A 14,144-nucleotide genomic window follows, 5' to 3' on the forward strand; every position below is an offset into this window, starting at 1 on the left:
TGATAAACCTATTTATCCAAAGTTATTTAATTTTTATTAAGAGGCTATTTTCCAGCAATGATTGTCTTGATTGTACTTTCGTCTAAACCTTTTAGCACTTGGATCAGCATTTCTCGTGCGGCATCAAAATCAGCAATATTGAACATCGTTTGATGGGTATGGATATAACGCCCGCAAACACCGATTACTGTACTTGGAATCCCTTCGTTTGCAGTATGAGCTGCGCCAGCATCTGTTCCACCTTTTGAAACAAAGTATTGGTAAGGGATGTTGTGAGTTTCTGCGGTATCTAATAGATATTCCCGTAAACGAGGAAGTAAAATCATACCAGGATCTTGGATACGTAAGAGTGTTCCCTCGCCTAAATGACCAAACGTTCCATTTGTTGTTACTAAATCATCAGCGGCTGAGCAATCTACTGCGAAGAAAAGATCTGGTTGGAGTTTTGTTACAGCAGGTTTGGCACCACGCAAGCCAACTTCTTCTTGCACATTCGCACCAGCGATAAGTGTGTAATCAAGGGCTTCTTTTTGCAAGGCTTCCAAAGCCTCCAGCACTACTGTACAACCATAACGATTATCCCAGGCTTTGCTGATCATATTTTTACCATTCGCCGTTTTAACTGTTTCAGTTTGAGGAACGATCGTATCACCAGGCAAGACACCATAGGTTAATGCTTCATCTTTTGATTCAAAGCCAGCATCGAATAAAATATCTTCCACCTTAACTTGTCCTTGTCCAGTTGTTCCTCGTAATAGATGTGGAGGTACTGAAGAGGAGATACATGGATAATTTCCTTTGCGGGTTTTTAAAGTAAAGCGCTGTGCTGAAACGACGTAAGGATTCCAACCGCCTAATGGCACGACCTTAAACAACCCGCGGGGAGTGATTTCGGAGAGCATAAAACCGACTTCATCCATATGGGCTGCGACCATTACCCGTGGTTTATGCGCAGCCGCTTGACGAAGACCAAAAATACCGCCTAATCCGTCTTGCTGCACCTCATCGACCAGTGGTGTGATCGCGTTACGCATGTAACTACGAATATCTTCTTCAAAGCCGCTAGTACCTTGAAGCTCGGTTAATTCTTTGATTCGTTGAAATGTTTTTTCTTCCATTAAAATTCCTCCTCGAACGTTCATTTCCGTTCTCATTATAAGTCTTTGGCACATGAAAATAAATCAATTCAAAATCTAGAAAATGCCAGTTGTTTTTTTGTTGTGAAATGCCAAAGTTTTTTTCGCTAATGGCAGTTAATTTTTCAAAAGAAAAATCTTCAGCAAAGTATTCTTGAAAAAAATTACGACTGATTTTTTCTTGCTTCGTATAAGCAAATCGCTTAGTAAGATAAGGAATCTCTAATTCGTCTAAAAAGGTTTTATAGTGACTATTTAATAACAGATCAGGATTCTTTTCTTCATAGGGAGAAAAGAGTTGATCCTCATCCTTTACGACTCTTAATAATAAACACCAATTTTGACTAGATTGGCATAAGTCCAGCAGATCCATTTTGGTTTTCAATGCGGGATTCATTGCTGAAAAAACAAGATCATAGCGCTGCTTATTTTGTCTAAAAAACGTTTCCTGAGCCTGATTGACTAGCTGAACATGTTCACTAGACTTTTCGGCAGCAAGCTTCAACATTTCTTCAGAAATATCAACTAAGTCGTATTTTTCTACATAATCCTGTAATACAGATAAATAACGTCCTGTTCCACCTGCGAGATCCAAAAACGATCGGCAGGGGATGATTGCTTCCTCTAGTAAAAAGTCCCGTAGATCTTCAGCTATTGGAAAAGAAGATTCTTGCTGAATTGCTTCATAATCTTCGGCAAAATCATCCCAGAATGTTTTAAGGTCATTCAAATATTCAGACATACGAACCTTCTTTCTTTGCAAGGATTGTCTTTAGTATACACTTCGAAAACACGATTTTGAAATAAATGAAACAAATCAAAAATATTCAGAAAAATGAAGATAAGTCAAAAAATATGCTTTACTTCATGAATAACATGTGTAATACTTCGAAGTAATTGAGAATGGTTCTCATTATCGTTTAAGAGGTCTTTTAGCCGACACTTTTGGTTTGTGATAGTACAGAGATAATTTTTTTACATCAAGCCTAGTACTGTGGACGTGAAGAAATCTAAAATTAATTTATCAGTAATAAGGAGGAGAATGATGGAAAAGACGAATGTTACTTACTTGTTTCGATTGGCAGGAAAATCGAGTCTGCTTTTATTAGCATCTGCAATTTTTAGTGTCATTTCCGGCATCATGGATTTTGTTCCATTGGTGATGTTGTATCGGGTCTTAATGTTTCTATTTGGTGCTGAGCCGAATATAGATTTGGCAATGCAGTATGGAATGTATGCGGGAGTGGCGATCATCATAAAGTTTTTGACGATGATGGTGAGCGGAGCATTGTCACATATTGGTGCATTTAATACATTATACGAAATTCGGAGTCGTTTAAGCGCACATATTGCGACACTTCACTTGGGCTTTTTTACTAAAACGACATCAGGAAAATTGAAAAAGACCATTATTGAGGATACTGAACGAATCGAAACGATGCTTGCACACCAAGTACCGGATTTAGCAAAGGCAGTTACCGTTCCACTATTAATGTTCGGCTACTTATGCACATTGAGTGTTCCATTGGCTTTGTGTTTGCTATTGCCGATCGTAATTGGCGCAGTTATTCTAATGATCGGTATGCGATCAAGCAGTAAATATATGGGTTGGTATCAAAAATTAGTAGGACAGTTAAATTCTTCGATCATGCAATTCATCAACGGAATGAATGTAATGAAATCCTTTAATGTTACTGCTAAAGGATTTAAACAATACTCCTCAACAGTAGAAGAGTACCATGAGATGTGGACGGAATGTACGAAGATGCAATCTTGGCCATATGGCATGTTTTTGATTTTGATCGAATCCGGATTGTTATTTAGTTTTCCCGCAGGCGGATGGCTTTATTTAAAAGGAGCGGTTGATTTGCCGACCTTTTTGTTCTTCTTGATTATGAGTATTGTGTTCCTGTCCTCTCTGAAAAGCTTAAGCGGATTTGCGATGGCAATCTCACAAATTTTGACTGGAACAGAAAAAATCAAAGAGATTATGGATTTACCGCAACAGAATTTTGGCAGTCATGAGGGGCAATTAGAAGATGTAAAAATCAATTTTGATCATGTTCATTTTTCATATGAAGAGGATGAAGTGCTACATGATGTTTCACTGGAAGTGCCCGCTAATAGTTTGACTGCTTTCGTTGGCGTATCGGGTTCAGGAAAATCAACGATGGCTCAATTAGTTCCACGTTTTTGGGACATTCAGCAAGGACAAATCTTGTTGAACGATCAACCAGTAGAAAATTTCAGTGAAGAGGCATTGATGCAGGGAATCAGTTTTGTTTTTCAAGATGCTTTTATGTTGAGTGATACGATTCGAACGAATATCGCTGTGGGAAAAGAACGAGTCACTGATGAGGAAGTACATGAAGCGGCTAAAGCAGCACAGATCCATGAGTTCATCATGAGTTTACCAGCTGGCTATGATACTGTCATGGGAGAAGCTGGGATCAAAATGTCTGGCGGGGAAAAGCAGCGTATTTGTATCGCCCGCGCGATTCTAAAGAATGCACCGGTTGTTATCTTTGATGAAGCCACCAGCTTTACCGACATTGAAAATGAACGGAAAATCCAGTTGGCTTTAAATGAATTGTTGCAGGATAAAACAACGATCATGATCGCCCATCGCTTGAATACAATCAAGCATGCGGATCAAATTTGTGTCTTTGATCAGGGGCGTGTGATTGAACGAGGAACACATGATGAGTTGTTACGTCGCAATGGAAGCTATGCGAAGTTGTGGACGATCTATACAGAAAAATAGGGGAGAGCTTATGACTAGTGTGATTAAAAACATCCGAGCAGTAATCGGCGAAAAAATTAAACTATTGTATACACCGATTTTACTGGCAGTTCTTGATGCCTTTTTGAATATGTTGTTTTACTCGGTAATGATTTTGAGTATCGTTACTTTGATCAAAAATGAGTTTACGGAGAGTTTCTTTTTCCGTGGAATTGCAATCTTAGTTATCGTTTTTGTTTTACGGACATTCTTAGCGCGTTATAGTTTTGCTTCGCTGCAATTGAACGGTTCGGTGATTGCCACCGACTTGCGATTACGTTTGGCAGAACATGTTCGCGGGTTAAATTCCGGTTACTTCAATCAAAACAGCGTTGGAAAACTGACAAGCTATTTTTCTACTGACATCGCTGATTTTGAACAAGTATTGACTCATCATTTAACAGACTTTGTCAAAGCTTTGTTCAGTGTGACGGTCTGTATGGTAGCAGCAATCGTGATTGATTTTCGTTTTGCAGGTGTGATGGTAGTGATGATTTTAGTGGCTTTACCTCTAATGATTAAGGGCGGTTCGGTTGGACATACTATCGCGCCGGAACATCGTGTGAAAATTAATGCAGTAATTTCACGAGTTGTAGAATATATTAACGGAATCAAAACATTTCGTTTGTATCGATTGACTGGTACGAAATTTGAACGTTTGGATCAATCGTTTCATGAATTGAAAAAATCATCGATCCGTGTGGAGCTTTCGATGATGCCGTACGTAATGATCTTCTCAACAATCGTATCCTTCATGATTCCTGTTGCTTTGATCTGGGGAACCAATTTATTGATCCAAGGCAATTCGACTCCAGAGCAATATATCGCAGTATTGATGTTGAGCGTTTCAACATCTAGCCAATTGATGACGATTGGGATGCTTTATCCAGAGTTGAAGTACTTATCTAAATCTGCTGATAATCTACGTCAGATCTTTGAAACACAGCCATTGCCTTATACGAAAGAGGCTTTTCTCGGAAATGATCATGAGATCACTTTTAATCATGTTTCATTTAGCTATGAAAACGGCGTATCGGTTCTAAATGATCTTTCTTTTACGGTGGAAGATGGAAAAACGACTGCTTTAGTGGGACCATCAGGTTCAGGAAAGTCGACAGTTGTTAGTTTGATCTCTCGCTTTTGGGATGTCGCTCAAGGTGAAATTCGAATGGGCGATGAAAAGATTAGTGATATTCGCCCAGATGCGTTGACGGAAGAAATTACCTGTGTATTTCAGGATGTCTATCTATTCAATGATACTATTTTGAATAATATCCGGATGGCGAAACCGAATGCTACGATGGAGGAAGTCACACATGCTTGTCGTTTAGCAAATTGTCATGAGTTTATCATGCAGATGGATAATGGATACGACACGTTGGTCGGCGAAGGAGGATCAACTCTTTCTGGTGGGGAAAAACAACGAGTATCGATTGCCCGAGCGTTACTGAAGGATGCACCAGTTGTCCTATTAGATGAGCCAACCTCTAGTCTAGATGTTGACAATGAAAAAGAAATCAATAACGCTTTGGATCATTTAATGGCTAAGAAAACGGTGGTGGTGATCGCCCACCGTTTGGACACGATTATTAACGCAGATCAAATCATCGTTCTAGATGATGGGAGTGTCCGAGAGAAAGGCACCCATCGAGAATTGTGTCAGCAAAACGGTTGGTATGCACAGATGATTAAAGAACAAGAAATTGCGAAAACTTGGGTGATCGGAGAATCGGATAATTCTGCTGACGCTTTTGAAAAAGCCAAGTAAACAATAAAGAAGGCTATACTGAAATCCGACATGATTCCAGTATGGTCTTTTTATTTATTCGCTTCGTTGATTTTGTTGTTCACGCTTATAGAGTCACTCCGATTATCAACTATTTCGCTTTTTTTTCTTCATTAGGTGCAAAATCCGGCATTTAAAAATGACTTACATGATTTTCTTACTAAGTATTGATAAGCTGTTCAACTAAATTATTCCCGTCATTATTTTCTATTATCCTATTTTTATTTTAGAAGCAAGCATGATAGAATGGCTTTTGGTATAGTTTTAAGGTTTCGACAAATTCCAGATAAAAAAGAGTAGTTCGTGTATTCGAAATATATATGACGGGGAGTGATGAGATGGAAATCAAACAAAGTGAAAGAGAGGCACTGATGCCTTTTTTAGATAAACTATTTGACCAGCAACATGAAAAACAATTTGTGGATACTTTGCCGGAGGCCGATGAGAAGACATTAGCCTTTGGTGCTTGGGTCGATAATCGGTTAGCTGGTGGAGTTGTTGGTAAGAAACAATACGATACCCTGCATATTTCATTGTTGGGGGTCGATGATGCTTATCAGAAATTGGGCGTTGGTTCCAAATTGATGCAGGCGATTGAAGAACAGGCGCTGAAGGAAAACGTACTATCCATTACTTTGACCACGAAAGCCTACCAAGCATTGGGCTTCTATTTAAAACACGGTTATGAAGTTTTCGGTGAATTGGAAGATGTTCCTATGATCGGTACAACAAAATACTATTTAGTTAAAAGAATAAGCAGATGAGCGATAACCACGCCTCATCTGCTTATTTTCAGTCTTGTTATTATGACTAGCCTTTGTCTCTAAAAATAATAATATTGAACAACCATTATAGCAATCAGAACTAAAATTCCTGGTAAATAATTGGAAACGCGGATTTTGGTAAGCTTCATAACATTCAAGCCAATCGCTAAGATCATTAATCCACCAATCGCACTGATTTCATTCATGAGGCTATCCAACAATTCTTTCGGCAAATAGCGGACAATCACACTGGCAAAGATCGTAATGGCACCTTGATAGATCAAAACTGGAAAGGCTGAGAAGAGGACACCAATACCTAGAGACGCAGTTAACATGATTGACATGAAACCATCCATCACTGCTTTAGTGAATAGAGTCTGATGATTACCAGTTACGCCGCTTTCGATCGCACCAATAATCCCCATCGATCCTATCACATAGATCAACGTTGCAGTAACAAAGCCTTCTGCAAAATTACTATTACCACGAGCAAATCGATTTTCAAGAAATAATCCTAACCGAGTCATAGAGTCTTCGATCTTTAAAAACTCGCCGATCATTCCGCCTAGGCAAATGCTGATGATGATTATGATAAAGGAGCTCGCTTGCATGGACATTTGAATCGCCAGAGCCACGACCCCTAAAGAAATTCCTTTTGTTACTGTATCTTTTGTTTGTTCAGTAATATTTCGCAGAACGATACCAGAAACACTTCCTGCAATGATCGCGATACAATTCACCAATGAACCCAACAACATAACACTCACCCATTTCTATGATTTCGATTAAAAAATAATTAAACGTTATTTAGACATCATCTTACCACGAGTAGAAATTTTTTTGAATAGGAATAAGAAAAGACTGTATTTTCCATCCATAAAACGGACGGAGAATGCAGTCTTACTATAGTTAATTGTGAATAATTAAGCCGCTTTTTCTCGTTCACGCTTAGCTAGCCCGGGCATAATAAATCCTAGGCCAATCAATACAACGATTCCGACAATATTGATAATTAATTCATGCCAGAATAGACTCGAACCATAAGGCGCATCTTGCGGCAAAATACCAAATAATGTAGCAATAATGGTAACCACTAAACACCAACCTCCAACAAAAACCGCGATGCGATCGTTCTTAATAAAGATATAATCGGATTGGAATTTGCGGCTGTTTAAACGAATTCGAATGAAGGCATAGAAGATCCAACAAGTTACACCTGGAGAAATAATACCGTTGAGATTTAACAGCCAATTGAAGATGTCATTCATCTCAGGTAAGAAAACACCTAATAATAAGATGAAAGCACTTAGTGCAGTAGTCAAGATATACCCATTAATTGGCAACCCGTCCTCATTCAATTTGGTCAATTTCTTCGGCATGAACTGTTTGCCTGTATCAGAAATCAGCATACGAGTCATAGCATCTAACAAAACGGCAAGGAGTGCGCACATATAAATGATTTGAGTTACTGCGAAAACATACATCAGTGTATTGCCTAGATGAAAGAACTCTCCTAAACGTTGAAAAGCATAGTATGACCCATTCATCTTCAAATTATTTGGTAAATGATGCGCATTGAAGAAAACACCCAATGAGAACGAGCCAAAGACTGTTAAGAAAATTGTCATAACTGTCAGCATGACCATAGCCTTTGGAAATTCTTTTTGCGGTTTGCGCATCCGTGTTACAAATGGGGCAACTAGTTCTGCACCGTTAATGGCATAGATCAGAAGTCCGATCGTTGTCAAATAATGGAGATTGAACTTAGGGATGACGGCTCCCAAGTTCATTGGTTGTGTTTCAATATGCCCATTCGGCATGAATAATGAAGCAAAGGTCATAAAGACGAACAAAATTGCCATGACAAACATGGCACCACCGCCTATAGTACTCAATACCTCTAAAGACCTTTTAAAATGACGTTGTAAGAAAATAAAGGCTAAAAATACACAAAAAGTTAACAGGGCGAACATGGAGTTAGACATTTTGTCTTCCATTGAATCATTCCCGTTGATCAGCCAGCCAAAGCCGACAACAACGGCATTAGCAGTATCAACGACATAAGGAATCGATGCTGCCCAATAAGTCCAAGCGGTGAAATACCCTAAGCGATCGCCGCTAGTTCCTCGAACCCACGAGGTCAAACCACCGCCTTCATGATTAAAGACGGATCCTAATTGCCCAACCATCAAAGAGTAAGGAATCACATATAATAGCAATAAAATTATCCAAGAAGTAATGACGCCCAAACCCTGATTGGCAAAATTATAAATAATATCGTCAAATCCGATGACAGTAACAAACGACATCATGGCAAGTACTGGCCATGAGATAAAACTTTTCTTTTCCTCGATCATACAAACTGCTCCTTTTAGATAAAATTATTCTGGTATAACAGTCGTTGATGGAGGCTTATTTCGATAATTCACGAAGATCCCCTTCCTGTTCGTAAATACGATTTATCATCCCACAAAAAAAGAAATAGCGCTACTAAAAACCGCTACTAGGAGTGAGTGTATCATAGCTTATAAAATTCAGCGGGCATTTTTATGCCAAAATAAATTCTAAAAGGTGCTCTTTCTATCATTTCTGAAGTTTTTTGGCTATACTAGATTCATGAGAAAAAATAAAAGAAATCGAGGAGGTACTTTATATGAATAAATTCCTTTCTGAAGAAGAAACCGAAAAAATGGAAGAAAAAAATCCAATGCTGTTAAAATTATTGAACCAACGGACGATCTTGATCTATGGTGAGATTACTCAGGAATTAGCGAAGACGGTAACGGAGCAACTGCTTTATTTGTCCGCTATCAATGATGACCCGATCACGATGTTTATCAATAGTCAAGGTGGCCATGTGGAATCTGGCGATACGATTCATGATGTTATCCGTTTTATTAAACCAAAAGTTAAAATGATCGGTACTGGTTGGGTAGCAAGTGCAGGTATCACAATCTACTTGGCTGCGGATAAAAAGGATCGCTACAGCTTGCCAAACACTCGTTACATGATCCATCAGCCAGCTGGCGGTGTGCAAGGTCAATCGACTGAGATTCAAATCGAGGCCAAAGAGATTTTACGGATGCGTAAACGTGTGAATAAACTGATTGCCAAGGCAACTGGACAAACATTAGAGAAAATCGAAAAAGATACCGATCGTAATTTCTGGCTTTCAGCTGAAGAAGCGAAAGATTATGGAATTGTCGGCAAGATTGTTGAATCCGATACAGCTGTTAAATAAGACTTAAGCGATATAGAGACGAGCATAGGCTCGTCTCTTTTTTTCACTCTCGTTCTCTATTGTGAGAATACTAAGACGCTCTAAATAGTTCTAGAGAAATAATTTTTGAAGAAAAATCTATCATTTTTCACAAGGTAATTTACTTATTTTGAATAAAAATGGATAGACAAGAAATTATGAATCTGCTAAGGTTAGAAGAAAAATAAAATTTGATGTGAAAATTTTAAGGAGGAATGAATTTGGGTGCAAAATTGAAAGAGTTGTTAGGATTACCTTCTTTGCGTGAGGCTCAATTGATGAGTGGACAAAATTGCTTGAATCAGACCGTCACTTCTTTATCTTTCTTAGATATTTCAGATATGGATGACTGTGCGGATTTGCTTGAAACAACAGAGTACCATTCAGGGGAGTTGATGCTGACCTCTTTTTTTGACATCAAAGACGACACAGCAAAACAATGCGAAACAATTTGTCGGCTGCATAAAATGGGGGAGTTGGGGATCATTCTCTATTATGTAGGAATAGTGGTCCCAAGACTTTCCTCGGAAGTAATCAAAACAGCTGAGGATTTAGATTTTGTTATTATTCAAATGCCTAAAAATCAGAGACAGATTCGTTACAGCGAGGTGCTTGTTGAAGGAATGGCGGCGATACTAAAAGATCGTCCAACGGAAAATATTGTGAATGAAGTTTTAGAAAAAGCGTCACTGTTGCCGGAGCATCTACGTACGGTCGAGGTAACCTTGAAGCTGTTATCTGATTTTTTGCGGATAAATATCATCCTAACGAATCCAGATAATGAAGTGATTAATCAAATCAAATGGCCTCGCAATTCTTCGATTGATTTGGAACGTCTATTGCGTCGTGTAGTAGTGGATGATGGTCAGCAGGTTCAGAAAAATGATTTTGCGATATTCTACAAAGAGCTGTACCACAAAGAAAACGGTGTGTTGCGCTTTTATCTTTTGAAAGAGCATGAGCTGCTGACTGAGGCCGAATGTGTCCAGTCGGTGGAATTGTTGCAAGTTGCGATGAACCTATGGGGGAAAAAACAAGGAGAAATCAGTGAGCATGCCTTAGTTCAAGCCATTTTAAATGACGAAAGCGAAAAGATGTATCGTCTAGCCAATCATTTGAAGGTTGATGTAAAAAGTATCGGCTTGATGTGGCTGCTGCAATTAAATGATTTAAGAGGAGAAAAAAAGCTCAAAGAGGATATTCTGGGGTATGCCTCAAAATATTATAAGACTTGTGTTGCGCAATTAGTGGATGACCAATTGATTGTGCTTTTGGGAGATTATTGTCACAATGATTCTGAGTTGGAGTTGGGAGAAAGCTACCTTCAAACTAGCCCGTATCAAGATATGATCGACAGCATCGTTTTATGTCCGCGTTTGCGCAATACGACAGATGTACGAATGACGTATCAATTAGTCAATAAAGTCGCTTTGCAGCTGCCCAAATTATTTCACGGCAAGAAGAGCTTTTCTATCAGTGAGATTCGTCAAGTTGCCCATGCAACTAAGCTGATCCAGGCAGGAGAAGCAGAGGTCGAGGAAACGCTGAGTGTGTTGGCACCAATCATGGACAGCAAAGAACAACTTATGACCTTGTGCAGTTTTCTTCTGGATGCCGGTGCGGATTTTCAAGTTTGCAGCGAACAATTATTTATCCATAAAAATACTGTGAAGTATCGTATCAAAAAAATCAGTGAAGCATTGGGATACAACGTTATGCGTTTTTCTGAAAGTTATGAATGTTATGTTGCTTGCTTGACCTATCGATTGATCAGTCTGTAAAAATGCGGCTCGAACTTGAGCCGCATTTTTTATAGTAACGCCAATAGTGCATCAATGTCTGCTTCTTTTGTTGCCCAACTAGTAGCGAAACGAATTACAGTGTGTTCGTCATCGTATTGTTCCCAGAAACTAAACGCTACTTTCTTTTTTAATTCGTCCATTTTGTAGTTGTTTAAGATAATGAATTGCTGATTGGTCGGTGAATCTAAATAGAAGCGGTAATTCTTTTCAATTAATCCATCTTTCAATTTCATCGCCATCGCGATTGCATGCTCACTGATTTCAAAATACAGCTGGTCAGTAAATAAAGTATCGAATTGCAGTCCAAGTAATCGACCTTTAGCTAATAGTGCACCTTGCTGTTTCATATGGGCGACAAAATACTCTGGCAAATTGTTTTTTGTAAAGATGATCGCTTCACCTAAGAAAGCTCCAACTTTGGTTCCACCGACATAAAAAACATCACAGTATTCAGCAATCATCGGTAGCGTCAAATCTGATTCCGGACTTGCTAGACCATAACCTAATCGCGCCCCATCCATGAAGAGCGGGATTTTATATTTACGACAGACCTCAGAAATATTTTTCAATTCTTCTTTGGAATACAGCGTACCGTATTCCGTTGGATGGGATAAATAAACCATTCCGGGAAATACCATGAACTCCCGATTGTCGTCTGCCCAAAACTGCTCAAGGTAATCACGAATTTGTTGAGCCGAAATTTTTCCGTTTGTTTGCGGTAGACTCAAAACTTTGTGCCCCGAAAATTCAATTGCACCCGTTTCATGGGTGGTTATGTGGCCTGTTTCAGGAGCAATAACGCCTTCGATTTTCTTCAACAAAGAAGCAATAACTAGCGCATTGGTCATAGTACCGCCAGCGATAAAGAAAACGTCAGCCTCAGGGCAAAGGCATGCTTTACGAATTTTTTCAATCGCAGAAGCAGAATACTTATCCCGTCCGTAACCACTTAATTTTTCTTCATTCGTTTCAATCATTCGCTGCAAGATTTTTTCGTGCGCACCCTCTAAATAGTCGCTCTCAAAATTTAACATAAGGAACCCCTCTCATCTTGTTTGATTTACCTTATTGTAGCAGATAAAAATAGCTAAAAAAGCTTGTGAACATTTTTTGTTCACAAGCTTCTCACTAGTTAAATTTCAATGGATTCTCCAACAGTCATGACTTTTCCGATATTTTCCGACAATAGCTTAACAAATACTTCGGGATCTTGTTTGATGACAGGGAAGGTATTGTAGTGGATCGGAACGACTTGTTTGGCTTTCAAACGCTTAGCGGCACTGGCAGCCTCCTGTGGTCCCATCGTGAAATTATCTCCTATCGGTAAAAAGGCGATATCAATATCAAAAGCTTCGCCAAAAAGTGACATGTCACCAAAGTTCGAGGTGTCACCAGCATGATAAATCGTTTTTCCTTCAGCCTGCAAAATAAACCCAGCAGGTTCACCCATGTATAAGGTTTGCCCATTAACCTCGTAACCCGAACTGTGTTGTGCATGGACCATCTTTACACGACCAAAAGGAAAATCATATTTTCCACCGATGTTCATTCCATGAGTCTTTTTCACGCCGTTATTCGCGGCGAAGTTGCAGATTTCCACAATACTGATAATTGTTGCATCGTTGCGTTTCGCAATCGGGATCATATCTCCGATGTGGTCGTTATGACCGTGAGTGACTAAGATCCAATCTGTTTCAACTTCATCTGCAAGTAGGTCTGTCAACGAGTTCCCAGTTATAAAGGGATCAAACAACAATTTTTGACCGTTTTCCAAAAAAATCGATAGAACTGAGTGACCATGATAAGTGATTTTCATAGTATGTACCTCTCTTTCTACACATCCATTATAACGAACTCTTTAAATAATAAGTAAGCTTTTGATTTCGCATGAAATCGTTTAAACTAGAGTAAAAATATGATGAGGGGAATATGGAGGAAAGAGTTATACAGGTCACAATCGATTCGAAGAGGATACGGTAGTTGATTAAGTTGAAGTGAAGAAAATTTTTGGAAATTATTTGATTGATTGCCAAGTAATTGAACAAGGAGTCATTTAATAAAAACGAGGCAGAAATATCTGCCTCGTTTTTATTCCCAATCCTTACAAACATCAACCCATTGTTTGAACTGAGCATATTTTTCTAATTCCGGTAATGTCAATTCAATTGCGTTGTTTGAATTTCCGCAGGCAGGATAGATAGTCTCAAAGCGTTTTAAGGATTCGTCCAGATAAACATCCACACCTGGGTTAATTCCGAAAGGACAGACACCGCCTACTGGATGACCGATAACTGTTTCTACCTCATCTGCTTTCAACATCAATGCCCGTTCGCCAAAAGCAGCTTTGTATTTCACATTAGCGATCTTTGCATCACCTGCAGCGACGATCAAGATGCTTTTATCTGCTTTTTTTAGTTTGAAAGACAAGGTCTTAGCGATACGTTCAGGGGCACAGTTCAATGCTTGTGCCGCCAGTTCGACGGTTGCGCTGGAGACAGGAAATTCTTGGATGCGATCAGCAATTCCATATTGAGCAAAATACTCTTTTACAGTTTCAATAGACATTTAGTTTCCTCCTATTCATGAATTTTTCCGCATGAAGTATGTCATTGCTG

12 protein-coding genes are annotated in these 14,144 nt (G+C 39.0%); 5 read left to right on the top strand and 7 right to left on the bottom strand.

Going from position 1 to position 14,144, the window contains the following annotated elements; translation table 11 throughout:
• Window positions 1–44 precede the first annotated feature (44 nt).
• Entirely contained in the window at window positions 45–1,118 is a 1,074-nt protein-coding gene (gene pepA, locus IGI38_RS01045; protein WP_438725694.1) for a glutamyl aminopeptidase, read from the bottom strand.
• On the bottom strand, window positions 1,063–1,878 hold the full coding sequence (locus IGI38_RS01050; protein ID WP_438725696.1) for a methyltransferase domain-containing protein: 816 nt from the start codon (window positions 1,876–1,878) through the stop codon (window positions 1,063–1,065). Before IGI38_RS01050 ends, pepA begins: the two co-directional genes overlap by 56 nt.
• Before the next feature lie 303 nt (window positions 1,879–2,181).
• Here IGI38_RS01050 and IGI38_RS01055 point away from each other — a divergent pair, with 303 nt between their 5' ends.
• The 3 genes from IGI38_RS01055 to IGI38_RS01065 all read left to right on the top strand — a co-directional run bounded on the left by IGI38_RS01055 (window position 2,182) and on the right by IGI38_RS01065 (window position 6,468).
• Complete coding sequence (locus IGI38_RS01055; RefSeq protein WP_438725698.1) at window positions 2,182–3,900, top strand: ABC transporter ATP-binding protein; 1,719 nt, start codon at window positions 2,182–2,184, stop codon at window positions 3,898–3,900.
• Window positions 3,901–3,910: 10 nt separating this feature from the next.
• Window positions 3,911–5,686 (top strand): ABC transporter ATP-binding protein, encoded by a 1,776-nt coding sequence (locus IGI38_RS01060; protein ID WP_438725700.1) that lies wholly within the window; start codon window positions 3,911–3,913, stop codon window positions 5,684–5,686.
• 356 nt (window positions 5,687–6,042) lie between these two features.
• Window positions 6,043–6,468 (top strand): GNAT family N-acetyltransferase, encoded by a 426-nt coding sequence (locus IGI38_RS01065; RefSeq protein WP_438725702.1) that lies wholly within the window; start codon window positions 6,043–6,045, stop codon window positions 6,466–6,468.
• A gap of 59 nt (window positions 6,469–6,527) precedes the next feature.
• Here the strand turns inward: IGI38_RS01065 and IGI38_RS01070 are convergent, their stop codons facing one another.
• Window positions 6,528–7,226 (bottom strand): DUF554 domain-containing protein, encoded by a 699-nt coding sequence (locus IGI38_RS01070; RefSeq protein ID WP_438730225.1) that lies wholly within the window; start codon window positions 7,224–7,226, stop codon window positions 6,528–6,530.
• Between the two features lie 165 nt (window positions 7,227–7,391).
• Complete coding sequence (locus IGI38_RS01075) at window positions 7,392–8,825, bottom strand: amino acid permease (RefSeq protein ID WP_438725704.1); 1,434 nt, start codon at window positions 8,823–8,825, stop codon at window positions 7,392–7,394.
• A 296-nt stretch (window positions 8,826–9,121) separates the two neighbouring features.
• Here IGI38_RS01075 and IGI38_RS01080 point away from each other — a divergent pair, with 296 nt between their 5' ends.
• On the top strand, window positions 9,122–9,709 hold the full coding sequence (locus IGI38_RS01080) for an ATP-dependent Clp protease proteolytic subunit (RefSeq protein WP_438725706.1): 588 nt from the start codon (window positions 9,122–9,124) through the stop codon (window positions 9,707–9,709).
• Window positions 9,710–9,948: 239 nt separating this feature from the next.
• A complete protein-coding gene (locus IGI38_RS01085) occupies window positions 9,949–11,508 on the top strand; it encodes a PucR family transcriptional regulator (protein WP_438725708.1) in 1,560 nt (519 codons plus the stop codon).
• Window positions 11,509–11,537: 29 nt separating this feature from the next.
• Here IGI38_RS01085 and IGI38_RS01090 read toward each other — a convergent pair whose 3' ends face one another.
• From IGI38_RS01090 to IGI38_RS01100, 3 genes are all read right to left on the bottom strand, one after another.
• Window positions 11,538–12,563 carry a threonine aldolase family protein gene (locus IGI38_RS01090; RefSeq protein ID WP_438725710.1) on the bottom strand — a complete coding sequence of 342 codons (1,026 nt, stop codon included), beginning with the start codon at window positions 12,561–12,563 and terminating at the stop codon, window positions 11,538–11,540.
• 98 nt (window positions 12,564–12,661) lie between these two features.
• Window positions 12,662–13,345 carry a metal-dependent hydrolase gene (locus IGI38_RS01095; RefSeq protein WP_438725712.1) on the bottom strand — a complete coding sequence of 228 codons (684 nt, stop codon included), beginning with the start codon at window positions 13,343–13,345 and terminating at the stop codon, window positions 12,662–12,664.
• A gap of 272 nt (window positions 13,346–13,617) precedes the next feature.
• Window positions 13,618–14,094, bottom strand: coding sequence for a YbaK/EbsC family protein (locus IGI38_RS01100; protein WP_438725714.1), 477 nt, complete (start codon window positions 14,092–14,094; stop codon window positions 13,618–13,620).
• Window positions 14,095–14,144 lie beyond the last annotated feature (50 nt).

The organism is Enterococcus sp. AZ128, from assembly GCF_051714485.1.
Taxonomy (GTDB): domain Bacteria; phylum Bacillota; class Bacilli; order Lactobacillales; family Enterococcaceae; genus Enterococcus_A.

Coding starts and splice junctions, on each gene's coding strand:
- IGI38_RS01100 (WP_438725714.1), bottom strand. CDS start 14,094: ATGTCTATTGAAACTGTAAAAGAGTATTTTGCTCAATATGGAATTGCT.
- IGI38_RS01095 (WP_438725712.1), bottom strand. CDS start 13,345: ATGAAAATCACTTATCATGGTCACTCAGTTCTATCGATTTTTTTGGAA.
- IGI38_RS01065 (WP_438725702.1), top strand. CDS start 6,043: ATGGAAATCAAACAAAGTGAAAGAGAGGCACTGATGCCTTTTTTAGAT.
- IGI38_RS01055 (WP_438725698.1), top strand. CDS start 2,182: ATGGAAAAGACGAATGTTACTTACTTGTTTCGATTGGCAGGAAAATCG.
- IGI38_RS01075 (WP_438725704.1), bottom strand. CDS start 8,825: ATGATCGAGGAAAAGAAAAGTTTTATCTCATGGCCAGTACTTGCCATG.
- pepA (WP_438725694.1), bottom strand. CDS start 1,118: ATGGAAGAAAAAACATTTCAACGAATCAAAGAATTAACCGAGCTTCAA.
- IGI38_RS01080 (WP_438725706.1), top strand. CDS start 9,122: ATGAATAAATTCCTTTCTGAAGAAGAAACCGAAAAAATGGAAGAAAAA.
- IGI38_RS01060 (WP_438725700.1), top strand. CDS start 3,911: ATGACTAGTGTGATTAAAAACATCCGAGCAGTAATCGGCGAAAAAATT.
- IGI38_RS01090 (WP_438725710.1), bottom strand. CDS start 12,563: ATGTTAAATTTTGAGAGCGACTATTTAGAGGGTGCGCACGAAAAAATC.
- IGI38_RS01050 (WP_438725696.1), bottom strand. CDS start 1,878: ATGTCTGAATATTTGAATGACCTTAAAACATTCTGGGATGATTTTGCC.
- IGI38_RS01070 (WP_438730225.1), bottom strand. CDS start 7,226: ATGTTGTTGGGTTCATTGGTGAATTGTATCGCGATCATTGCAGGAAGT.